Origin of the sequence: Streptomyces sp. NBC_01506 (genome assembly GCF_045040295.1) — a bacterium.
In the GTDB taxonomy this organism is placed as follows: Bacteria; Actinomycetota; Actinomycetes; order Streptomycetales; family Streptomycetaceae; genus Streptomyces.
On the sequence record NZ_CP109422.1, the window covers coordinates 2,071,520 to 2,095,113 of the forward strand.

The window sequence follows — 23,594 nt, forward strand, 5'->3', positions numbered from 1 at the left end:
GGAAACGGCGTGTGCGGACCTCCAGGAACTACCGATTTTGCCGGAGGGGCCTTTGGGCACTCGGAGCGTCAAACAAGCGTCACGACTGGCCGGAGCAGCTTCCTCACTCGATCGCTTCGACCAGGTCTGCCAGCAGGACGTCAGCCACCAGCTCCTCGACTATGGCGGTGCCGTAGACGCTCATGGCACGGGTCAGCTCGGGGTCCCAGGGAGCCTCGGTGAGTCGGCCGGGCTTGGGTCCGTGCGATGTGCGGGCTGCAGCGGCGCGGTAGTCCACCGCCGTCATGCGCCAGGGGAGGGCCGGCGTCTTGTCCAGGAGATAGGCGGCGATGCGGATGCCTTCGCCATCGAAGTCGCCGTGGTAGCGGAGGATTGCGCCCTGATCCGCGAGAAGGCGGAGGAGGTGGATGGCCGCACTGTTGGGCCAGCCGGATGTGCACACAAGCGGCGGGCAGTCGGGACCGAAGCGACGTACGGCCAGAGCCAGGATGCTGGGGTTCTCCACGGCGTGGACGACGGGTGCCGGATCGGAGGCGAGGGTGAACTCGCCCGGGGCTCGCAATTGGGCGAGAGTCAGACTGGCGGCCTGACCAGCCTCGGCGCAGACACGGGCCACACGGGCAAGCGGTCCTTCACCTGCCGGACGTAGTCCACCGACGAGAACGGTGGACGACAGGTCGTCGTCGGCAACGCCCGCGCAAGTCCACAAGGCGCGCCGTTCCCCCGCGGATTCCGGCGCGACAGTGTCGTGAAGAGTCGCCAGAGCACGAAGGACAAGGGTGGACAGGCGGGTTCCGTCGTCGAGTGCGTGAGAGTCGCCCTTCAGGACCCGGGCGGCGAAGACGGGCAGGGGCTCAGCCTGGGCCGGGAGTTCCGCGAGCACGGTCAACGCGTCTGCGAGCAGGGTTCGGGTCAGTTCCGGTGAGCCACCGACCAGGCCGGTGGCTCGGCACGACGCGGTCCAGCCGGCGAGCGCGGGCTGAGCCCGCACGGTGGCATGACCGTCCAACCATGCCCACAGCTGGGCACGTTCATCTTCCTTGCGGCGCCGTTCTGTCGCGCGATCGTCCAGTGGGCCTACGAGTTCGGTGACAGTTTCACGCACCGAAAGGCCGGACAGCTCAGTGACGGCCTCTTCCAGGCGGGCCAGTGAGACGGAGGGGTGAGGATCCGGCAAGCGGTCCAGACCCAGAAGGTCGGCGAGAGCCTCGCGCTGAGCTTCGTCGAGCGGTCCCAAGCGCACCCGTGTGACGGTGCGGCCGGAGGAAAGTCGGCTGTGGACCGTGTGCCAGAGCGGGCGGAGTTCGGGGCTGCGCAGGGTGCGTTCACCCGAGGGCGGTTCGTTCCAGGTCATCCCGCCTCCAGATCAGTGCCGTTCCAGACAAAGCGAGCGCTGGTGACAGCGTCGTCGTCCCCGTCGGTGAGGAGTTGGTGGACGGCGATGCCGGGTAGTTCGCCGTAGGTGCACCACTCGTGGTCGGAGGTGACCATGAGATCAAGGTCGAGTGCGGTGAGCAGGGCGAAGACCTGTCCGCGGTTGACCGCGTCCACACCGACGAAAACCTCGTCGAGCAGGATGGGTCGGGGTGCCAGCGGCACGGCCTCGTAGTGGGCGGCGACGGCGGCAAAAAGCGGCAGGTGCAGGGCGATGGCCTTCTCCCCTCCAGAGAGTGCGCCGTGCAGCTTCCTGGTCAGCGGCTGCCAGCCGGTTCCGTTCGCCCGATCGAGGCGCACCGTGAAGCGGTGCCAGCCGGTGTAGTCGAGCACCTCGCCGAGTTGCTCCTCCCAGCTCGCGGCCGTGTCGCTGCCCTTGGCCTCCTCGATACGGGCGCGGAAGAAAGCGTGCAGGGCCTCCCGGTCGGTCTCGTCGACTCGGCCGGGGTCCTTGAGCAGCAGCTGACGGGCAGTGCGGGTCCCCTCCGGGAGATCCGGACGGACGTCCCAGACAAGCTGGACGGCGACCTTGGAGGCGGTACGAACCCGCTCCAGATGCCCGTTCATGCGGTCGACAAGTTCGCCGGCCTGACGGATGCGGGCGGCGAGGTGACGGCGGATGTCGCCGGTGAGGATCTGGTCGAAGAGGCGGCGCTCCCCGGTGGTGATGTCGTCACGGCTGCGGTCGCGCTCCTGGGTGAGCGTGGTGAGCAGGCCCGTCGCCCCCACCCGCATGCCGTCCAGGGTGGCGGTGAACAGTTGGATGTCGTCGTCGGGCTCCAGGTCCAGGTCGGCACGGGCGCCGAGGCGCTGGCGGGCTTCGTGGACCGCTTCGGAAAGGCGGGTCGCGGCATCGCTCAGGTTGCGTGGGGCATGCGGGATGCCGGGCCACTTCGCGGCTACGGCACGGGCGGCCTCCAGAGTGGCCTTCGCGCCGTCTCCGGTCTCGAGGTCCGGTGTGCTGCCCGCATCCTCCGCGAGCCCCACCAGACACAGGTGCCGGAACCGGTACGCCGCGCGGTCCCGGGTGGCGACGGCTCGCTCCCGTCGTTCGGCATCTTGACCACTGGTTGCCCGCAGACCTCCGATACGGCCTTCCAGTCGCAGGAGGAGATCGGCCGCCCGGCCGGCCTCGTCACGGCAGCGTCGCAGTTCGTCGCGCGCCTCGGCGACGCGCGCGACGATCTGCCGGTAGTCCTCGCCGACGGTGGCCGCCACCGCCTCCAGGCGCGCCTTGAGTCCCGTCGCCTCGGCTTCGGCGGCAGCGCTGTTCTCGCACTGCTCCTCGGCAGCTCGGTGCGAGCGGACTGCCTGCGCGGTGATCTGACGAGCCCTGTCGGCGGCGGCGGTCGCGGTGAGACAAGCGTCCACCCAACTGTCGGCGATGTCCCTGAACTTATCGATGTCGGAGGAGAGCTCATGCAGCCGGTCGCGATCGGTGGGCAGTCCATGTTCGGCCGCCCGTCGGCTGAGCATGCGCAGAGCGTCTGCCACCATCGTCTCGCACCGGCCAAGATGGGCAGACGCGTCGCGCACGGCATCGTCCCGGGCAGCCACCTTCTCCTCGGCTCGGTCCCAGTCACGCCGACGGATGTCGAGTTTCCGGTGGTCGGGGCGAGCCGCGCGGTCTGCGTCCAGCAGGGCGCGGCGAGCGCCGAGGCCGCGCAGTTGGTCGTCGAGCGCGGTGAGGGAGGCGTTCGTCTCGCTGATGTGCTCGGTCAGTTCACCGATCCTGCGCTGCCGGGCCCGTTGCCGCGCGAGGGCACCGATGTAAGCGGGTTCCGGCTTGTCCCACGTTCCAGTGGCGAGCGCGAGACGCCAGGCACCGGCTGCGGAGACGGCCGCGGGGTGACCGCCGGGCAGTGAAGTGCCGTATGCGACACCGGCGAGGATGCGGGTCACGGTGTCGACCGGGACGGGGATGTCCTCCTCGGGTTTCAGCACCTCCAGCAGACTGGGCCCCGAGGCGCTCACAGCCAGGGCCGCCTCGGCTCGGGTGTCGTGCCCCGGCAGGACGATCCCGTCGTAGGGGCTGACCCATGCATCCAGGAGGCCCGATGCCTCCAGTGCCGCTTCCACTGCGGCCTGCACGGGGAGCGGAACACCTTCGTGGAAGCTGATCAGTCGCCACAGGGGTGCGCCCGCCGTCGCCGAGCGGACGGTGGTGCGGGTGGGAGGGGGCAAGGGCGGCAGGTCGGTCTCGTCGCTCAGCCGTCGGACTTCCTCCTCAAGTCGGCTCCGCTCGTCCCGCAGCTTCATACGTGCGGCTCGCGCGGTGGCCTCCGCTGTGGCGATCTCTTGTTCCAGCGGGCGTGCGGCGGCGTCGACCAGGGCCGTCACCTCGGCCTCGGTCGCGGCTCTGGCCGCCAGTTCCCCGGCGTCGGCAATACACAGTTCCGCGCAGTCGCCGGCCCAGGCGAGCAGCCGTTCCGCCTGTACGGCAAGAGCACTGTCCCAGGCTTCGGACGCCTCGTCCCGCTGGGCGATAGCCTCCGCGAGCCGGGCACGGGCGTCCTCCAGCAGACTCTCGGCGACACCCCGGTCGCGTACCGCGCGATCGTGCTCGTCCATCGCCTCGGTGACAAGGAGGACCTGCTGGCGTCGGGCGGTGACCGCACCCCGCAGCAGCCTGCGGGCCTGTCGTGCCCCGTCCTTGCCCGCCGTGGGTGTACCGGCCGAATCCGAGGGCCTACGGCCACCGGCCTCGTGCCCCGGGCTGTCTGCGAGGTTCCCTGCGGAATCCGCGTCGAGGAGCGTCTTCACCTCATGATGGATCGACTCCATACCCGCCGCCCGGGCCGACCTGCGTGCTTCCTCGGCGGCTTCACGCGCGTGCTCGTCGAAGGTGCGGGCCCGGGCCGCCGCCTCGTCGGCGTGTCTCTGGTCCTCCTCCGCGCTGATCTGCGTGGCCTGCGCGGTGGCACGCTGTCGCCCGGCGACGGCTGCCGCTTCGTCCGAGCGACGGCGAAGCCGGTCGAGTTCCTCGCCCTGCTTGTACGCGTCGCTGTCGCGCAGCCCCTCGACGGTCTCCTCCAGGGCGTGCGCGCGCAGTTCCTTTTCCTCACGGCGGGCCTGAGCGGACTCCCTTTCTGTCAGAGCCTGTTCGAGTTCCTCGGCGCTCTGGCGTGCGGCGCGGGTGAGGTCGTCCATCTCCGTGGTCGCCGAGATCAGCGCTGCCGAGCCGGCACGCAGGACACGTCGTGCGTAGGCGCGCTGCCGGGATGCGACGGTCTCTGCCGCTGTCACCTCGTCGTCGAGCCGTTTGAGGTGTTCGCGCTGGCGGTCCAACCGCTCGAAGCCTTCGGCGAGTTCGGCGATCTCGCCTTCAGCCAAGGGGGGAAGGGCGCGGGACAACAACGTGGAGAGCAAGGACGGATCGAGCCGTTCGGACAGTTTGGGCTGGCGCAACTGGAGCAGGGCGGACAACAGCGACTCATAACGCTGCTCCCCCATGCCGGCGAACAACTCACGTCGTACGGCCGTGCGGTAGTCGGTGGCCGAGGCATGGACGTCGCCGCGGTCGCGCAGGGCCTCCACCAGCGCTGCGCGTGTCAGCGGCTGCCCTGCCTCGTTGACGAGGAACACGCCGGTGGGGTGGGCGATCCTGGAGCCGGTGGTGAAGTAGTCGGCATGTACCCCGCTGGTGTGCACGCTCGCCTGGAGACGCGCACCACAGCCGAACCACCGCTCGGTGCCGTCGTCGCCGACGCGGCGGAATTCCATCCACACATACCCGACACGGGTCTTGCCGGAGGCGCCTTCGCCGAGCAGGTTCCAGTGCATGGTGCGTTCCGAACCGCCGAACGTGGACAGGCGGTTGGGGCGCAGGCTGGCGTCGAAGAGGAAGGGCAGCAGAAGCTCAAGGGCCTTGGACTTGCCGGAACCGTTCTGGCCGCGGAGCAGCAGGCGACCCTGGTGGAAGGTGAAGGTCTCGTCGTAGTAGCGCCAGACGTTGAGGATGCCCGTGCGGTGCGGCTGCCAGCGGCTGCGGGCCGCATCCACCGCCGTCGCCGCTGCCACGTGCGACTCGGCGGACTCCGGCCTCCGCGGAACCGGAAGCTCTGTCACACTCATTGCTGATCCCCTTCTGCCGCAACGCCACCGGAAACCACGGCGCCTGCCCTCTCACGCCGGCTCACGTCCCGCCCCGGTCCGAGCTCGTCATGTGGATCCGGACTCGTCGTCTCCATCAGGCGATAGCGGTACGCGGCCGGGCATGCGACGACACGCCCCCCGGCCGCGCGGACGAGTCCGACATCACGCAGGACACGTACCGCGTCGTCGGAAAGCCGCACCGCGCCGTCCTCGGACTGATACGCCTTGGCCCAGCGCGGGAAGCGGCGCAGGAGACCCGCTCCGGCCTGGGCAAGCTGTTCGGGCAGCATTCCGGCGGGAGTGGCGCAGAGCGGCTCCAGAAGGAGCAGTGCGGCAACCCTGGCCGTGGAGGTGTCGTCGGGGAAGCGGATATCGGTGGCGATCCCGTCCGGGTCCACGAGCAGGAAGCCCTCCGCGCGTTCCTCCAGGAGGAAGCCGGCCTGTTCGACCGAGCGACGCAGGATCTGGCGTCCAGTCAGAGACGAGACGTAGGCCAGCTCGTCATCGGCGAGGTCCGCCCGGTGCAGCACGGGGTCGTCGAAGAGGCGACGCAGCACCGAGTGGCGCAGCCTCAGATTGCGTTGTGCGTCGGTGGCGACACTCTCACCGTGCGTCTCGTCGACCGTCGCGTCCACGACCGCGCCGCCGTAGCGGCGCTCCCGCACCAGCCCGGTGAGGAGTTCGTCGAACCGCGCGGGCACCTCATCCGGGGGCACGGCGAGTCGGGAGGCGCCGACGGGCGCGGCGGGCAACCGCATCAGCAGGGTGGTGTCCACGCGGTAGAGGACCTTGGCCTCCGCGGACTCGACGTACGCCTCGGTCGTGCCATCCACCGCGCGCAGCACGTCGCAGGACTCCAGCAGCTTGAGCACGTCGACGAACGCCATCCGCTCCGGCTTGCGGACCGGGTCGAACGCGGCCAGTGCCCGGTCGGCCGCTGTGGCCTGCACGACGCGGTCGGCGAGCATGCCGATGGTCGTCATCGGCATCGACAGCAGCTCGGCCGCGGTCACGCACAACAGCACATAGCGCAGCCGGTCGAACGGGGCCCGGCCGGAACGTGCCCTACGAGCCGGACGGGAGCCGTCCGGGTCGGCGCGCACCTTGGTGAGGCGGGCATAACCGCGGCGGGGCTCCACCACCAGGCTCCAGCCGCAGGTGTAGTCGAACCATTGGGCGAGCGGCTCGCGACGGCGTCGTACCAGTTCGAAGCCAGTCGGGTCGGCGGTCTCGGTAAGCAGGGGGCGGGCCAGGAGGAGACGGATGGCGCGGGCGACCTCCTCCCGTTCCGCGGCGGCCAGTTGGTTGGCGAGGGTGCTCATCCCGCGGCCTCCTGCGGCGTGGCACGGAGGGCCGAGGAGGCGCTCGCTCCACCCGCCGCCGTGATGTGGACGACGTAGTCCGGTCCGGTCAGTGAGCCCCTCTCGGTGTTCAGTACAGCGGTGCGCTCATCAGAAGGCGGTGCCAGGGCGATCTCCACCCGGCCGTCTCCCGTCGTGGCGCGCCGCAAGCCGCTCGCGTCCGGCCGGGCGGCCAGGGCGCGGCCGAACAGGTCGAGCAATCGGTCGAAGACGGCGGGATCCAACGTGCCGAAGGAGGACAGACGGACAGGTTCGTCCGTCTCCAGCACCTGCCAGGCGACTGCGAGTTCCGCTCGCTCCGCGCGAGCCCGCTCGGCACGCTCCGCCCTGACAGCCGCGACGTCCCGCACCTTGGCCGTGCGAGTGAACCGCTCCGTCCGACCACTGGTCCGCAGCAGCGCCGACACCTCCACCGGCGGGGCCTCGGACCAGGAATGGGACGACGGGATCAGCTCGGGGTCGGAGTGGGCGAGATGGGCATGGCGTGCCGAACCGAGCCCGAAGGCCGTCGACCACAGCCGGTGCAGGTCCTCTTCCGCGGGGGCCGCCGCGAACCAGCGTGCCAGCTCCCGGAAGTCCTGCACGGCGCTGGAGGAGCGGCGCCGCGACTCGTTGATCCGTTCCAGAACCTGCAAGAGCGAGAGGATGGCTCGCCGGGCTATGTCGTGCAGTTGCTCGATACGCGGTCGGGCACCGTCGTCCGCCAGGAACCACGCACGCAGGCCCGCCCAGCGTGCCCTCCTGCTCTCCAGCCAGCCGGCCGCGGGATCCTCACCGGCCACCGGCGGGAGCTCTGCCCCTCGCAAGGCCCGCTCGCGCAGTACGGCGGTCCCCCGCTCCTCCACCCGGGCCACGGCGGCGGCGACCGCCTGCCCGCGCCGGTCGAGGTTGACCAGGAACTCCTGCAGATACGCGACGGTGGCGGCCTTGACCTCGCGGAACACCTCCAGATCCGCGCCCTCGGCGCGCAGGAGGCGCTGCAGTTCACCGTTGAACGCCTTGGTGTTCTCGACCAGAGCGTCCAGATGTCCCTCCAGCTCCCGCAGCGTGCTGAAGATCCGCCGATCGGCCGACGCGGGTTCACCGGAGAGCAGGCACAGCTCGTCGAGCCGGTCCGTGATTGCCTCCAGCACGGCCGTCTGCAGCGCGCCTGTGGAGGCGAGAACCTCAAGCGCGTGCCGCACTCCGGCAAGTGCGGCCTCGCCCCGGCGGGTCAGCGAATACTGCAGGTTGCGCCGTTCGTATTCCTCGGCCGTGCGGTAGTTCTCCGCGTGGTTGTGCACCACGTCCAGGAGCTCCCACTCCACGAGCTTTCTCAGCGCCTCATGCAGTTCCTCATCCTCGACCGCCGCCACCCAGCCGACCCCGCGCAGCCGCTCTCGCACCGCGTCGAGCCCCAGCGCCGTCTCCAGGTGTTCACCGGCCACGCCAAAGACGTCCAGCACCGACCCGTACAGATCGGACCTCTCCACCGTCGTGAACCGGAACATCTCCGGTGGAACCCTGCGCACGCCTGTCGCCCCTCCCCCGTTACCCCCGGATCTCCACCGTAGAGGGAGGCACCGGCATTCAGGGGCGAGTCACGGAACAACAGACTCAACCGGCGAGAATCGGGCGGTCTCGTGGCACGGCGCGCTCGGACTCGACGGCGAACACGGTCCGCTGCTCGTCTCCGTGCAGAAGCAGGGGCCGGTCCGTGAGTCGGGAGGTAGCGCCGGGCACCCGCCCTCGGTGGGGCAAATGCGTCACCGTCATCAAGACCTCTACGGATATTGTCGCTTTCTGCGGGACGACTGCGTGTCGCCGGAATTCCTGCTCCTCCGTGGCCGCGCGGGAGCGCCTGCCGGAGCGCTCCTCTCTGCGGTGAGTGGCCTTACGGCATGCGGCTCGCGCGCCACGATTCCCTCGGTCCCGGGGATGGGTTGGGTCTGTTGTGGTGCGGGTGCGGAACGACGGGCAGTGTCCGGGACCGGCAGAAGGTGCCGACGTTGCAACTCGGCGATGCTGACCAGCGGTGACATGAGCACACGATCGAGCAGCTCGCTCTAGGCCGACCGAAGTTCGACCAGAGCCAAGTCAGCCCAGGTCGCGCTTGGCCAGCGCCCAGATGCCCTCGGTCGGATTGGGGTCAGTGGGGTAGGCCCGGAGTTGGGACAAACTTACCCACTCGGCATTCGCGACGATGAACTCCTCCACACCGGCGGTCAGGTGGAGGCGGACATTGTCCCAGATCAGCACGATCAGACCCACAAGCTAGACACGGGCACGGACGACCAGGTTTGAAGCAGGCCATGCCCACCATCGGCAGCCTCCCTGGGCCCTGCACCCGCACGACCGGGTTCTGACCGATCCGGCCCCAGGTCCTGGCACGCGGTGGAGTCATCGACTGCCTGACCTCGTCCTCAAAGACGATCCGGGCGCCGCGCTCCGCCGCGGTGCTCTTACCGGCGGCCGCGTCTCCTTCTTCCACGCCTCAACCGCATCGTCGTCCCGGCACCTCGATGTCACCCCGCACACCGGAGGAAACGCACCGGTTCCGTGAGTACGGCGGCGGCGAACTTCGTGTCGGCCAGCCGGGCCGACAGTGTTGCCTCTGCTAGGCGCGGTGGAAGGGCTTCCGCGAACTTCATGCCGCGCAGTGCGCGTTCGTCGACGTCCGGCAGACACAGCCGGTCTGCCGCGTCCTTCGTCGCGTCGACCCAGCTGTGCGCGGTGACGTCCTCCCGCAACCGGATCCAGCGGTCGTTGATGTGCTGCCTCGGCACAACGACCGTGCTGAGGGTCGCAGCGAGTGTGGCGTTCGTGCGGTGGCCCGCCCAGGTCCACCAGCGCAGATGGCCGCCCCTCTCCTGAATCACCAGGGTGCCTCCGGGATGCACCCGCTCCAGATACTTCTCGCGGACCGCGCGCAGGGCGCCGGCTGCCCGCCCCGTCATCTTCACGGGCGGGTCCTCCCCCAGCAGTACCCGGCGTTCGGCACGAATGAGCTCATGGGAACCGGCCAGGCCGAAACCGGCGCTGCTCCACTTTGCTTTGCCTCCCCCGTCGACGGGCTCGACGAAGCAGCGCCTGCGCCGCCAGTCGATGTACGTGACCTGCCAGCTTCGGCCGCCCAGCAGCAGCCGACGCGGACCGTCGACCCGTTCTGTGAGGAGGCTGGGGTCGGTGCGGCCGATCTCCCCACGCCCTTGCAGGACCGTGAACTGCGGGGGTGCGGTGAACACAGCGGTGAGGTTCATGAAGTGACGGTGCCCGAAGCGCCGTTCCGCTTCCGGACCGATGAACAGCATCCCGCCGTCCTGGTCCAGATAGCCCTGGTCGACGAGATGGCGCACGATCGGCTCGGCCGACATACCGAAGGGGCCGAACCCGTTCCACCATTCCTGCCAGAGGTGCTCACCGACGCGGCTTTCCTGCAGGCACAGTGCGAGGAGTTGCTGGGCGACGATGTGCCGGGGCTCCGGTGGGGCCAAGACCGGTTCCACCCATCCTTGCGACCACTTGAGCAGCAGTCCTGCCGCGCTCAGCAGACCGTCCTCGTCCAGGGCCAGGAACAGGCAGTTGCGTGCGGCGCCTTCGCGGCGTCCGGAGCGGCCGAGGCGCTGGAGGAAGGAGGCGACCGAGGCGGGGGCGTCGATCTGGATGACACGGTCCAGATCACCGACATCGATGCCGAGTTCCAGGGTGCTGGTGGAAATGATCACGCAGTCGCGGGCCTCGGCGAAGGCTGCTTCGGCACGTCGGCGCTCCTCGAGGGAGAGCGAGGCGTGCGAGAGGAACGTGGTGACGCCCTTCGCCCGCAGCTTCTCGCCGAGTTCCTCCACGTAACGCCGCGACTCGCAGAAGACGAGTCGCTTCTCGCCATGGTGCAACGCGGCAATGACGGTGGCCGCGTTATCGAGCGAGCCGACGTGGTCGAGCTGGATGTCTCCCTGCGGTAGGGCGGCCGGGCCGATGGTCGCCTCGGGGACAGCCCCAGCTCCGGTCGTCGTGGGCGGAACGCCGGATCCCGCCGTCATGGGCAAGCCCCCGGATCCCGTCGGCGAGGACGCGGGCTCGGAGAGGTGGGGGGCGACTACCTGCCCCGGTCGTTTACCGGCTCCCGAACCCTGCAGCCAGGTAAGCAGCGTGTCCGGGTTGCCGACGGTCGCCGACAGACCGACGCGTTGCATCGGCCGTCCCGCGACCCGTTGGAGCCGTTCGAGTACGGCGAGGAGGTGCCATCCCCGGTCGTCGCCGGCGAAGGCGTGCACCTCGTCCACCACGACGGCTTGGAGCCCCGAGAAGAACGAGGTGTGGTCGACGTTGGCGCTCACCAGCATCGCTTCCAGTGATTCCGGGGTGGTGAGCAGGATGTCGGGGCGTGCGGCAAGGATGCGTTTACGGACGCCAGCCGTGGTGTCGCCGTGCCACAGAGCCACGGTACGGCCGAGCCAGGAAGTGTAGGTCTCCAGCCGTGGCAGCAGGTTGTTGAGCAGGGCCTTCAGCGGACAGACGTAAAGGACGGAGGTACCGCTCCACCGTTCGCCCGCCATCCGGGTCAGCAGAGGGAAGGCGGCTGCCTCGGTCTTGCCGCCTGCGGTGGGAGCGAGCAGGACGGCATCGTCGCCGCAGACGAGGGGGGTGACGGCGGCTTCCTGGAGCGGGTGCAGGCTCCGCCAGCCAAGGGTGTTGACGATGTGGTGGGTGAGCGCCGGGTCCAGGTCACCGGGGCTCACGGCAGCTCCAGTTCGACGGCGCCGGAATCCCCTGAAGCGGCCGCGTTGCGCTCGGTCTCGGTCAGCTCGGACGAGGTGAGGGTGAGCGCGTAGTGCGTGCGCGGATCGAAGTCCTCGAACTCGTCGACACGGTCCAGGACGTCGGCCACCAGCTTGCGCAGGAACACGCGGGGCGCGATGCCGACCTTTCCGCCGAGCCCGCCAGTGACGGCCCTGGCCAGCTCCGCCAGATACGCATCGTCGGCCCGCTCGATCACCCGCTCGGGATTGCGGGCAATCTGTGTGTACAAGTCGCGTACGCTGCGGCCGAGTTCGGCGAGCTGCGTCAGGTCGAAGCCCGGCAGCCGGAGCTGAACGGCACGCGGCGAGTCGAAGCGCGGGTCGGTCGTGAAATCGGTGGCCAGCCGTTGCGCAAGCGGAGGCAGCCGCTGCGCGCCCTGTTGTCCGTCGTAGAACGCCGGGGTTCCCGTGATAACGAGGAACAGCCCCGGGAACCGGCCCGCGTCGATCTCGTCGAGGAGCTGCCTCAGCGCGTTGAGGCCCTTCTCCCGGACATCGCCCCGCACCCGTTGGAGGGTCTCGATCTCGTCCAGGACGAGGAGGAGGCCGGGGTGGCCGCAGTCGCGGAGCACCGTGAGCAGCCCCTGCAGGAAGCCGAGGGCCGCGAAGTGGTCGAGGTCGCCGCGAACCCCGGCGCTGCGGCGGGCGAAGGCCGCGACCGACTTCTGGCCGCCGAGCCAGGCAATGAGCGCTTCCGCAGTCGCCCCGTCTCCGGCGGCCACGGCCCGGCGGTAGCCGCGCAGCGCGGCGGCGAAGGCGGGCGTGGTCCGGGCGACGTCGGCGAGTCTGCGTTCCATGAGCGCGTCGACGGCCTCCGTGAGCGCCGCTTCGTCCTCCTCGTCGGCCTCTCCGGCGTCGAGGACCTCCTCTTCCAGTGTGTAGAACCATGAGTCGATGACCGCGCGCAGTGCGCTGGGCTGGTGGGTGGCGGTCGTCAGGCGTTCGGTGAGTCTGCGGTAGGCCGTTTCCAGCCGGTGAAGCGGAGTCTCGGTCTCGGAGATCTGGACCTCGGCGGTGGCGAGTCCGGCTCGTTTGGCGCGCTCGGCAAGCCACCGTGCGAAGAACGTCTTCCCGGAGCCGTACTCGCCGCGGATGGCGTGGAACGCCGCTCCGCCTCGTGCCGCTCCGGCCAGGTCGTCGTCGAGCGCAGCCTCGAACCGGCCCAGGCCGACGGCGAGCAGGTCAAGTCCGCCCTGCGGTACGGTGCCGCGCCGCAGGGCGTCCACGACCTCGCGCAGGCGTACGGGACTGGCGGGTGCCACCGCGTTCATGGCGTGTCCTTCCTCGGCGGCCCGGCGACCTTGGTGTCGGCGGCCAGGAACTGGTCGCGCAACAGGGCGACGTCGAGCTTGACCGCGTGACCGGCGTCGACGAAGCCGAGCACCGGGTACCCCTCCACGTTGAGCAGGCGCTGCACGGTGGCGACGAAGCCCTCGATGTTGCGCCGCACCCGGCCGGTCGCCGAGATGGCTGCCGCCAGTGCTGCGGGCGACATGGTGCCCCCGGCGACGGCGAGGGCGTCGACGACGGCGGCGACGACCTTGCCTTCGGGAGCCTTGCGGACGTACTCCTTCTGCGCCTCGTACACCTCGCTCGCCACGACGCGCGCTCCGAGGGTCGCGGGAGCGGGTGGTGCCGTGGGTTCGGCTTCGGGCGTCACGACATCGTCGGCGCCGAACAGCTCTTCGCTCTGCTGGAGGTCATCGCTGTCCGCCCACTCCGGTCTCGCGCCGCTCAGGATCTCCGTCGCCGAGCACCCGCAGAGGCGAGTCCCGCAGGTCGTGGAACGACAGGACCAGGTTGTCCCGCAGAATCCAGCCGGACTCGCGCCGACCTTGCCCCTCCAGTGCGCCACCGGCCGCGCGGTAGTCGGTGAAGGCCGTCGGGGCCAGAAGCACGGTCGGCGGCATCTCGATGACGGGCAGCAGGTTCGTGGTCAGCACTTCGGTGATCGGCGCGGGGCGCAGGTACAGGCCCGTTGTCCGAGGCATCGCCAAGTGCAGCAGTGCCTGGGCGGCGTCCACGGTCGAAGCGCTGGGTGTGCTTGTCGATGTCCACGCGGCGGGTAGCACGGCTGACCGCGTCCGGGAACGCCGCCTTGACCTCCGCCCACCACGCCTCATGGCTCTCGGGGTGGGAAAAGACCAGGATGACCGGCGAGTTGCCGGACAGCCAGTGATCAAGATCGCGCTGGTCGCAGAGGTACTGAAAGCCGTCGTCCGTCTCGCCGGAGAAGCGCCGGCCCTGCGCCTTGCTCTGGACCAGCAGGGTCAGGTTCAGAACGGCCCGGCTGTCAGGGTCGACCAGATCGATGTGTCCGTCGATGCCGTGGTCGACTCGCCGGGGGTGGAAGATGTGGCCCATCTCCAGGCAGCGCCGTTCGATCAGGGCGATGCCTTCTCACCGATGAACGTCTGACGCGTCACGGTCTTGCGATCAGCCATCGCCCCACCCTCCTTGCTGGACACGGCAGTTCGACGAGGAGCCGAACGAGGTGCTCATTCGGCGTATGCGACACCACTGACAGTCGAGCCCGACCGCATGCAGCGCTCCGCTGGCGATCAGCCATGACGAATGCCTGTGACGGCCTCGCTTTCAAGACCGTCACCAACGACGACAGCGAATGGCCGGCGATGCCGGGCTGAACCAACCCGGCATCGCGGGCCAGTTGTGCCTCCGTATCTCTTTTCCCCAGGTCAGCGACGTGTGGAGTTCATACACCGAACCGGGACTCCACCACGCCAGCGTCCTGCATGACGTCAGCGTGAACACCGATGCACAGCAGAGCGCAGGGTTGACAACTCACTGCCAGAGGAACAAGATCCCGGCCTTCACGGGCCGACCCGATCCACACGACTGAGAAGCCCTCGTTTCGGCCGGCCAGCGAGGCGCTAGCAGCAGACGAAGAACCTACAGGGCACTACGCACATGTGGCTGAGCAAGAACGCTTGGCACTACGAACATTCCCCGGCGACCTGCCACACCCGCGCAACCAGGAGACCGTTTGACCAGCGACACAAAGGGCCTGACGGACCATCAGGACGAGCGTCGGATGAGCGTCAAGGCGTCTCGCAGAGCGTCATTTCAGCGTCAGGATATCGCCCGTAACGCCCACACCGCACCTAACGCACACCACCCGAACTGGCAGTTCAGGCACTCTTCGCAACCGGCTCAAGGATCGCCACGCACTCCACATGATGCGTCATCGGAAACAGGTCGAACGCCCGCAACGTACGCGGCTTGTAGCCCGCTTCCCGGAAGTACGCCAGGTCGCGGGCCAGTGCCGCCGGGTCGCAGGCCACGTAGGCGATGCGGCGGGCGCCCAGGGTCGCGAGGTGGTTGACGACCTGTTTGCCGGCGCCCGCGCGTGGGGGGTCCAGGACGATCAGGTCCGTCTCGGTGATCTGGGTGCGGGGCAGGACCGTGTCGACCTTGCCGTGTTCGATGCGGACCCGGGGGAGGTCCTGGAGGTTGTACTGGGCGTCCTCCGCCGCGCGTCGGCCGGATTCGATGCCGAGCACCGCGCCCGTCTCGCCGACGCGTTGGGCGATCGCGCCCGCGAACAGGCCCACCCCGCAGTAGAGGTCGAGTGCCGTCTCGCCCTTGCGCGGCATCAGGCCCTGCATCACGGCCTCCACCAGCACCTCGGGGGCCTTCGGGTGGACCTGCCAGAAGCCGCCCATGCCGATGCGCCAGGTGCGGTCGTCGGCGCGTTCGCGGACGAAGGCGCGGCCGTGGACGCGGTGCACTCCCCCGTCGTGTTCCTCGATCCGCAGGACCGACACCGGCTTGTCCAGCTCGACCAGCGGGAGCCGGCCGCCCTTGAGGGGGGCGAGGATCACCTGGCGGTCGCCGGAGCCGGAGGCGGCGATCGCCTCGACCGAGGCCATCTGCGGCCATTCGCGCTTCTCGACGCCGAGTTCGCTGACGCCCTCGGAGGCGATCATGCAGTGGTCGACGGGCTGTACGTCGTGCGAGCGGTGCTTGCGCAGTCCGGCCCGGCCGTCGGCGTCGACGGCGTACTGCACGCGGGTACGCCACTGGGGCACCTCGCCGGCGGGCAGTTTGTCGCCGGGCGCGGGCATGACCGTGCCGTCCCAGCCCGCTTCCTCCGGCGTGAGCCCCGCCAGTCGCTGAAGCTGCTCGGTGATGACGTCGCCCTTGAGGCGGCGCTGCGCGCCCGGCTTGGCGTGCTGCCAGTCGCAGCCGCCGCACATGCCGGGGCCCGCGTAGGGGCAGGGGGCCTCGACGCGTTCCTTGGAGGCGTCCAGGATCGTGACCGCGTCGGCGCGCAGATAGCGCGAGCCCTCGTCGCCGTCCGTGACGCGGGCGACGATCTTCTCGCCGGGCAGTGCGTGCCGTACGAACAGCACCCGGCCCTCGTCGGTGCGGGCGATGCAGTGGCCGCCGTGCGCGACGGGGCCGACCTCGACCTCGTACTCCTCCCCGACCAGCGAAGCCTGCTCTGGAGCTTCCTCAGGAGCCTGCTCCGAAGGCTGCGGTTCTGTCTGCATGACGGGTTGGGCTCCAAAGGGTCAAAAGTCGGGAGGACCGGAAGATACGGCCGGACGGGCAGCCGATCAGTCTACGTGTGCGCGGCACCCCGCACCGCCACCCGGAAGCCCTCAGGGCTTGTCCGTCGGTTCCTTCTTCGGGCGCGTGTCCACCGGCCCCCGCCGCACCGCGCCGGGCGCGCTCCACTCCGCCCGCCGTCTGGCCCGCTTCTTCGCGACCTCGGAGGATTCGAGTTGATACGGCACCGAGGTCACCATCACACCCGGGGTGAACAGGAGCCGCCCCTTGAGCCGTAGCGCGCTCTGGTTGTGCAGCACCTGCTCGAACCAGCGGCCGACCACGTACTCGGGGATGAAGATGCTGACCACGTCACGCGGATTCTCGGTGCGCAGGCCCCGTACGTACTCGATGACGGGGCGGGTGATCTCGCGGTACGGGGAGTCGAGGATCTTCAGCGGCACGTTGATGCCCCGCCGCTCCCACTCCTCCTTGAGCAGCTTGGTCTCTGCGGCGTCGACGTTGATGCTCAGCGCCTCCAGCCGGTCCGAGCGGGTCAGCTTCGCGAACGCCAGGGCGCGCAGCGTCGGCTTGTGGACCTTGGAGACGAGCACGATGGTGTGGACGCGCGACGGCCGTGTGCTGTCGGGGCCGGGGCCCTCGGAGGCGGCGATCTCCTCGGCCACGCGGTCGTAGTGCCGGCGGATCGCGGTCATCGTGCCGTAGAAGATCACCATGCCGAGCAGGGCGACCCATGCCCCGTGCGTGAACTTGGTGGCCAGCACGACGATCAGGACGAGCCCGGTGAAGAAGGCGCCGAAGGTGTTGATCGCGCGCGAGCGGATCATGTGGCGGCGCTTGGCCTTGTCCCGCTCGGTGCGCAGATGGCGGTTCCAGTGCCGGACCATGCCCGTCTGGCTGAGGGTGAACGAGACGAAGACGCCGACGATGTAGAGCTGGATGAGCTTGGTCGAGTCCGCCCCGTAGAACCACACCAGCAGGATCGCGGCGCCGGCCAGCAGCACGATGCCGTTGGAGAAGGCGAGCCGGTCGCCGCGGGTGTGGAGCTGGCGCGGCAGATAGCGGTCCTGGGCGAGGATCGAGCCGAGCAGCGGGAAGCCGTTGTACGCGGTGTTGGCGGCCAGGAACAGCACGAGCGCGGTGGCCGCGGCGAGCAGGACGAAGAAGAAGGTGTCCGGGCCGAAGACGGCGGCGGCGACCTGGCTGATGACCGGATTCTGGATGTAGCCGTCGCCGACCGGCACACCCTCGCGGAGCAGGTCCTTGCCCGGGAACTCGGCCATCTTCACATCGGTGGCCATGGCCAGCCCGATGATGCCGCAGAACATGGTGACGGCCAGGGTGCCCATGAGCGCCAGCGTCGTCGCGGCGTTTTTGCTCTTGGGCTTACGAAAGGCGGGGACGCCGTTGCTGATGGCCTCGACGCCGGTGAGGGCCGCGCAGCCGGAGGAGAACGCGCGCAGCAGCAGGAAGACCAGGGCGAATCCGGCCAGCCCGCCTTCCTCCGCCTTGATCTCGAAGTGGGCGGTGGGCGCGGCCATGGTGTCGTCGCGCACCAGGCCGCGGTAGGCGCCCCACAGGATCATGATGAAGACGCCGGTGACGAAGATGTACGTCGGAATGGCGAAAAGCTTGCCCGACTCCCGTACGCCGCGCAGATTCATCAGGGTCAGGATGACGATTATCCCGATCGCGCACAGGACCTTGTTCTCGATGACGAAGGGGATCGCCGAGCCGAGGTTCTCCACGCCGGAGGAGATCGACACGGCCACGGTCAGGACGTAGTCGACGAGCAGCGCGCTCGCGACGGTCAGACCGGCCCTGCGGCCGAGGTTGGTGTTGGCGACCTCGTAGTCGCCGCCGCCGCTCGGGTAGGCGTGCACGTTCTGCCGGTAGGAGGCGACGACGGTGAACATCAGGACCACGACGGCCAGTGCGATCCACGGGCTGAAGTGGTACGCCGACGCGCCCGCGATGGAGAGCACCAGGAGGACTTCCCCCGGCGCGTAGGCCACCGAGGAAAGCGGGTCGGAGGCGAAGACGGGCAGTGCGATGCGTTTAGGGAGAAGCGTTTCTCCCAACCTGTCGCTACGCAGCGCCCTGCCGATCAGGATCCGTTTGGGCACGTCGGTCAATTTCGGCACGATGAGGATCGTAAGCGGTCCGGCCTGGGCGGTCCCAAGCACCACCCCGCTCGGGCCGGGCCGGAGCCCCGCCGTCCACCGCGCCGTCCAGCGCGCGCGACGACGGGGCTGCGGCGAAAGGGACGGCGGGGCACCGGCCGGCGGTCTCAGACGCGCTCGGGCGAGCGCTCCCCCGCAGGCCGCCCGGCCGGCCCCGCCGGGCCGCCGGGGGCACCCCGGGCGACGAGCCGCCCCGGCCACCAGAACCGGCGCCCCAGGTCCAGCGCGAGCGCGGGCACCAGCACCGTACGGACCAGGAAGGTGTCCAGCAGGACGCCGATGCCGACGATCACGCCCATCTGCGCCATCGTCACCAGTGGCAGCGCCGCGAAGACGGCGAAGGTCGCGGCGAGCACGACACCCGCCGAGGTGATGACGCCGCCGGTGCTGGTCAGGCCCTCCAGTACGCCGCGTGTATGGCCGATCCGCAGCGCCTCCTCGCGGACCCGGTGCATCAGGAAGATGTTGTAGTCGATGCCCAGGGCGACCAGGAACACGAAGCCCATCAGCGGGATCGACCAGTCGACGCCGGCGAAGCCGAAGACGCTCTCGAACAGCAGGTTCGAGGCACCGAGCGCGGCGAAGTACGACAGGACGACCGTCGCGAGCAGCAGCAGCGGCGCGACCAGGGCGCGCAACAGCAGGATCAGTACGACCAGCACCACCACCAGCACCACGGGGATGACGGTCCGCAGATCGCGGTCGGCGGCCCGCTGCGTGTCCAGGGTCTGCGCGGTGGCCCCGCCGACGAGAGCGTCGGCGCCGTCCACCGTCCGTACGGCGTCCCGGAGCCGGTCGACGGTGTCCTTGGCCGCCGCGCTGTCCGGGGTGTCGGTCAGCACCACCGAGAGCGTGGCGAGCCGGCCGTCGGGCGTACGCTCGCCGCCGTCCTCGACGCGCGCGACGCCCTTGACGTCCCGTACGGCCGACTCGACGTCGGCGGCCCGGTCGGCGCGGGTGACGACCTTCGCCGGGTCGGAGGCGCCCGACGGGTAGTGCGCGGAGATCAGTTCCTGCGCCACGACCGACTCGGGCTTGTCCTGGAACATCTGCGACTGCCGCAGCCCCATGTCGATGCCGAACGCGCTGAGCGCCAGTACGCCGGTGACACCGACCGACATCAGCCAGGACCAGCGCGGACGCCGGGCGACCAGGGCACCGATCCGCGACCACACCGTCCCCTCCCTACGGGAGGGAGTGCCGAAGCGGGGGACGAACGGCCAGAAGACCCAGCGGCCGGCGATCACCAGCAGCGCGGGCAGGACCGTGATCATCGCGAGGAACGCGCAGACCACACCGACGGCGCCGACCAGCCCCAGGGAGCGCGAGGAGTTGATGTCGGCGAACGCCAGAGCGGCCAGCCCGACCGCGACGGTGCCCGCCGAGGCGAGGATCGCCGGACCCGAGCGGCGCAGCGCGGTCTTCATGGCCTCGTGCCGGTCCTCCTGCCGGTGCAGCTCCTCGCGGTAGCGGGCGATGAGCAGCAGCGCGTAGTCCGTACCGACGCCGAAGACGAGCACCATCAGGATGCCCGCGCTCTGCGGATCGACGGGCAGATGGCCGTACTTGGCGAGCAGATACGTGCCGACCTGGGTGAGTACGGCGGCGAAGCCGACGGACATCAGCGGGAACAGCCACAGCAGGGGGCTGCGGTAGGTGATCAGCAGCAGGACGGCGACGACGAGGCCGGTCGCGATCATCAGGGTCGAGTCGAGGGTGTCGAAGACGGCGACGGAGTCGGTCAGTGCGGCGGCGGGGCCGCCGATCTCGGCCTCGACGCCCGGCGGCGCGTTGGCGCCGGCGATGTCGCGGAGCTTGTCGACGGTGTCGGTGAGCTCGTCCTCGTACGACAGGGGTACGACGGCCAGCAGCGCCTCGCCGTCGTCGGACGGTGCGGCGGGCGGCAGTTGCTCGCCCTCGGCGACGTACGGCGCGAAACGCGCGCGGTCCGCCCCGGCCTTCGCCGCCGCCCCCTCGCCGGTGTAGACGACGACGGCGGGCATCAGGGTGTCGGTGCGGAACTTCTCCAGCTCGGTGTTGACCCGGGCGGATTCCGCGCCACGGGGCAGGAACGCGTTGGGCCCCGACTCCTCGACCTCGCCGAGCTTCCCGGCGAGCGGGCCGAGCGCGACGACGAGGATCAGCCAGGCGACCAGGACGAACCACTTCCCGCGGCTGCCGCCGGGTGCGCCGGCGAGCCGCTTGGGCAGCGTGGTCATGAGTAATCTCCTCGGTATGGAGTGAGGGGCACACTCCTCCCGCACCGCGGCGTGATGGTTTGGCGACCTGCCGTGGCGCGTGGGGGTGGTGCCCCGGGTGATGGATCTCCATGAGTACGGCCGGGAGCTGCAACTCCCGGCCGTACGGCTTGACTTGGTGCTACGACCGCCGGCCCTGGCTACTCGATCTCGCGCATCATCTTCTCCATCGACGCGATGGAGCCACGGGCCTGCGTCAGCTCGTCGAGCGTGCGGCGGTGCAACTCGACGTTGTCCTCCAACAACTGCGCGTACTTCGTGGCGAGCTTCTTGTACTGCTCCTCGCGCGAGGCCAGCATGCGTGCGCGCCAGGTCGCCGCGATCTGCCAGACGACCACGATGAGGAACAGGAAGACACCGCCGGCGCCGATGGCTCCGGCCAGGTCCGTCCAGCCGCTCGATTCATTCATTTCGCGGACTCCTTCACGGTCGTTCTCTCTTCTTCGGGAAGCGTCAGCGCCGCCGTCGCGACGGACTGAGGGGTCAGGGCGAAACAGAACGGCGTCAGCTCGAAGAACTTCATCGACTTGCCGCTCTCGGACAGCTCCAGCGTCCCGACGACCAGTCCGGCCGCCTCCAGCCGCTGGAGATGCATATGCAGCAGCGGGCGGCCGATGCCGAGTTCGCGGGCGAGCCTGCTGACGTAGTTACGGCCCTCCAGGAGCGCGCCGACGATCCGCATCCGGTGCGGATTGCCGAGTGCGCCGAGTACTTTCAGCAGCTCGTCGCCGGTCGGGACCTCTTGCATCGCAGCCCCCTTCATCAGCACCTGTCAGAGAAGACTGACAGGGGTCGTCCGGACCTGTCAAAGAAACCTGACACATATCAGGGTGGACTGAGGGGAAGTCGGGGTCGTCTCAGGGTCCCCCTGTCGTCTCCCGGAAGATCCCCGACACGGGTGACGGCACGGCGGACGCGGACGCATAAGCTCATCACCGGGCGGCGCCCCGTACGGTTGTCCCGTCCGTGGCCCGGCGCACGGAGAAGAAGGAATGAATCAGGTGTTTACGCAGGTCAGCTCGGCGAACAGGACTGCGGGGTAAAGAGGACGTGCACATCGTCATCATGGGCTGCGGCCGGGTGGGAGCCGCACTCGCGACCAGCCTCGAGCGGCAGGGGCACACGGTCGCGGTCATCGACCAGGACCCCACGGCCTTCCGCCGGCTCGGCTCCGGCTTCGGCGGGCGGCGTGTCAACGGCGTCGGCTTCGACCAGGACACCTTGCGCGACGCGGGCATCGAGGACGCGGGCGCGTTCGCCGCGGTCAGCAGCGGCGACAACTCGAACATCATCGCCGCCCGGGTGGCCCGCGAGATGTTCGGCATCGAGAACGTCGCCGCGCGCATCTACGACCCCCGGCGCGCGGAGGTCTACCAACGGCTCGGCATCCCGACCGTGGCGACCGTCCGCTGGACCGCCGACCAGATGCTGCGGCGGCTGCTGCCGTCCGGCGCGGAGCCGCTGTGGCGCGACCCGAGCGGTGGCGTCCAGCTCGCCGAGGTCCACACCTCGGCCGCCTGGATCGGCCACAAGATCAGCACGCTCCAGGAGGAGACGGGGGTACGCGTCGCGTTCCTCACCCGGCTCGGCGAGGCCATACTGCCCACGTCGCAGACGGTGCTCCAGGAGGGCGACCTCGTCCACGTGATGATGCGTACGGACGACATCCAGAAGGTCGAGGCGGCTTTCGCCGAGGGCCCTGAGGAAGGCGGTCACTGATGCGCGTCGCGATTGCCGGAGCCGGCGCGGTGGGTCGTTCCATCGCGGGCGAACTGCTGGAGAACGGCCACGAGGTCCTGCTCATCGACAAGGCGCCCACCGCCATCTCGGTCGAGCGGGTCCCGATGGCGGAATGGCTGCTGGCCGACGCGTGCGAGATCACCTCGCTCGACGAGGCGGCGCTCCAGCGCTGCAACGTCGTGATCGCGGCGACCGGCGACGACAAGGTCAACCTGGTCGTCTCGCTGCTGGCCAAGACGGAGTACGGCGTACCGAGAGTGGTCGCCCGCGTCAACAACCCGAAGAACGAGTGGCTGTTCAACGAGTCGTGGGGCGTGGACGTCGCGGTGTCGACGCCGCGTCTGATGTCGGCGCTGGTGGAGGAGGCGGTGAGCGTCGGCGATCTCGTACGGCTGCTGCGCTTCAGCCACGGCGACGCGAACCTGGTGGAGCTGACGCTGCCGCCGGAGTCGGCGGTCACGGGGACGCAGGTCGGGGACGTGCTCTGGCCGGAGGACACGTCGCTGGTGACGATCATCCGCGGGTCCCGGGTGCTGACGCCGAACGCGGAGGAAACGCTGGAGGCGGGCGACGAACTGCTGTTCGTGGCGGCGCAGGCACGGGAGGAACAACTGGAGGACCTACTGTCCGTCCGCCGCGAGGACGCTTAGCGCTGAGCTGTTGCGGGGTTGCGTGTGCCGGTCCGCGCCTGCGGGTCGGTTTCGTCCTCAAGCGCCGGACGGGCTTGGTGGTTGCGGTGGTGGCCGGGTGCGACTCCGGGGTGGCCCGGGGTTGCGTTTTCCGCCTGCGGGTCGGTTTCGTCCTCAAGCGCCGGACGGGCTGGGTGGTTGCGGTCTCGTTGCCGGGGGCGGCGTGCGGGCCCTCCGGGTGGGTATGTCCGGACGGCATGATTTACGCCGCGTGCAACGCTCGTTGGTCTCGACGAGACCAACTTGTTCACGCGACACAAATCAGCCTGAGTGTCCGAACACACCCACCCTCCGACCCCACACCCCTCCACGCCGCCCCGGCCCGCAGTGCAGACAACCCCCACCCCCTGCGGGTTGAAGGGGGACGCGCAGGGGTCGTGTCCGGACACTAAAGCGTGATTTGTGGCGCAACCCGGACCAGCACCACACCAACACCGCTGGGCGCCGTAAATCATGCCGTCCGGGCATGACCCCGGAGCGGCACCCGGCCACCACCGCAACCACCCAAGCCCGGCCGGCGCTT

Annotated in this window: 16 protein-coding genes and 1 pseudogene; 2 read left to right on the top strand and 15 right to left on the bottom strand. The window is 69.6% G+C overall.

Annotation, left to right across the window (positions count from 1 at the left end):
• Positions 1-103: 103 nt before the first annotated feature.
• From OG329_RS08595 to OG329_RS08665, 15 genes and pseudogenes are all read right to left on the bottom strand, one after another.
• The gene (locus OG329_RS08595; protein WP_405793847.1) at positions 104-1,354 is read right to left on the bottom strand and encodes a TIGR02679 family protein; all 1,251 of its coding nucleotides are present in this window, start codon (positions 1,352-1,354) and stop codon (positions 104-106) included.
• The gene (locus tag OG329_RS08600; RefSeq protein WP_405793849.1) at positions 1,351-5,508 is read right to left on the bottom strand and encodes a TIGR02680 family protein; all 4,158 of its coding nucleotides are present in this window, start codon (positions 5,506-5,508) and stop codon (positions 1,351-1,353) included. The genes OG329_RS08595 and OG329_RS08600 overlap by 4 nt, the downstream gene beginning before the upstream one ends.
• Positions 5,505-6,851 (bottom strand): TIGR02678 family protein, encoded by a 1,347-nt coding sequence (locus OG329_RS08605; RefSeq protein ID WP_405793851.1) that lies wholly within the window; start codon positions 6,849-6,851, stop codon positions 5,505-5,507. Before OG329_RS08605 ends, OG329_RS08600 begins: the two co-directional genes overlap by 4 nt.
• The gene (locus OG329_RS08610; RefSeq protein WP_405793852.1) at positions 6,848-8,401 is read right to left on the bottom strand and encodes a TIGR02677 family protein; all 1,554 of its coding nucleotides are present in this window, start codon (positions 8,399-8,401) and stop codon (positions 6,848-6,850) included. The genes OG329_RS08605 and OG329_RS08610 overlap by 4 nt, the downstream gene beginning before the upstream one ends.
• A gap of 565 nt (positions 8,402-8,966) precedes the next feature.
• On the bottom strand, positions 8,967-9,128 hold the full coding sequence (locus OG329_RS08615) for a hypothetical protein (protein ID WP_405793854.1): 162 nt from the start codon (positions 9,126-9,128) through the stop codon (positions 8,967-8,969).
• A 266-nt stretch (positions 9,129-9,394) separates the two neighbouring features.
• Positions 9,395-11,608, bottom strand: coding sequence for a DEAD/DEAH box helicase (locus OG329_RS08620; RefSeq protein WP_405793856.1), 2,214 nt, complete (start codon positions 11,606-11,608; stop codon positions 9,395-9,397).
• Entirely contained in the window at positions 11,605-12,939 is a 1,335-nt protein-coding gene (gene brxD, locus OG329_RS08625; protein WP_405793858.1) for a BREX system ATP-binding protein BrxD, read from the bottom strand. The genes OG329_RS08620 and brxD overlap by 4 nt, the downstream gene beginning before the upstream one ends.
• A complete protein-coding gene (locus OG329_RS08630; RefSeq protein ID WP_405793859.1) occupies positions 12,936-13,328 on the bottom strand; it encodes a hypothetical protein in 393 nt (130 codons plus the stop codon). The genes brxD and OG329_RS08630 overlap by 4 nt, the downstream gene beginning before the upstream one ends.
• Before the next feature lie 40 nt (positions 13,329-13,368).
• Entirely contained in the window at positions 13,369-13,692 is a 324-nt protein-coding gene (locus OG329_RS08635) for a hypothetical protein (protein ID WP_405802235.1), read from the bottom strand.
• Positions 13,693-13,750: 58 nt separating this feature from the next.
• A pseudogene (locus OG329_RS08640) lies at positions 13,751-14,032 on the bottom strand (DUF4365 domain-containing protein); the annotation flags it as partial.
• Positions 14,033-14,817: 785 nt separating this feature from the next.
• Positions 14,818-16,182: a class I SAM-dependent RNA methyltransferase gene (locus OG329_RS08645; protein ID WP_405793861.1), complete on the bottom strand. Its 1,365-nt coding sequence runs from the start codon at positions 16,180-16,182 to the stop codon at positions 14,818-14,820.
• Positions 16,183-16,293: 111 nt separating this feature from the next.
• Positions 16,294-18,345 (bottom strand): APC family permease, encoded by a 2,052-nt coding sequence (locus OG329_RS08650; RefSeq protein ID WP_405793862.1) that lies wholly within the window; start codon positions 18,343-18,345, stop codon positions 16,294-16,296.
• 146 nt (positions 18,346-18,491) lie between these two features.
• Positions 18,492-20,603 (bottom strand): MMPL family transporter, encoded by a 2,112-nt coding sequence (locus tag OG329_RS08655; RefSeq protein ID WP_405793864.1) that lies wholly within the window; start codon positions 20,601-20,603, stop codon positions 18,492-18,494.
• A gap of 179 nt (positions 20,604-20,782) precedes the next feature.
• Positions 20,783-21,052 (bottom strand): hypothetical protein, encoded by a 270-nt coding sequence (locus OG329_RS08660; protein ID WP_405793865.1) that lies wholly within the window; start codon positions 21,050-21,052, stop codon positions 20,783-20,785.
• Positions 21,049-21,390 (bottom strand): ArsR/SmtB family transcription factor, encoded by a 342-nt coding sequence (locus tag OG329_RS08665; RefSeq protein ID WP_405793867.1) that lies wholly within the window; start codon positions 21,388-21,390, stop codon positions 21,049-21,051. Before OG329_RS08665 ends, OG329_RS08660 begins: the two co-directional genes overlap by 4 nt.
• A 302-nt stretch (positions 21,391-21,692) precedes the next feature.
• Between OG329_RS08665 and OG329_RS08670 the strand changes: the two genes are divergently transcribed.
• Both OG329_RS08670 and OG329_RS08675 read left to right on the top strand, forming a co-directional pair.
• Complete coding sequence (locus OG329_RS08670; protein ID WP_405793868.1) at positions 21,693-22,361, top strand: potassium channel family protein; 669 nt, start codon at positions 21,693-21,695, stop codon at positions 22,359-22,361.
• Positions 22,361-23,032, top strand: coding sequence for a potassium channel family protein (locus OG329_RS08675; protein ID WP_405793869.1), 672 nt, complete (start codon positions 22,361-22,363; stop codon positions 23,030-23,032). Before OG329_RS08670 ends, OG329_RS08675 begins: the two co-directional genes overlap by 1 nt.
• The last annotated feature ends 562 nt before the right edge of the window (positions 23,033-23,594 follow it).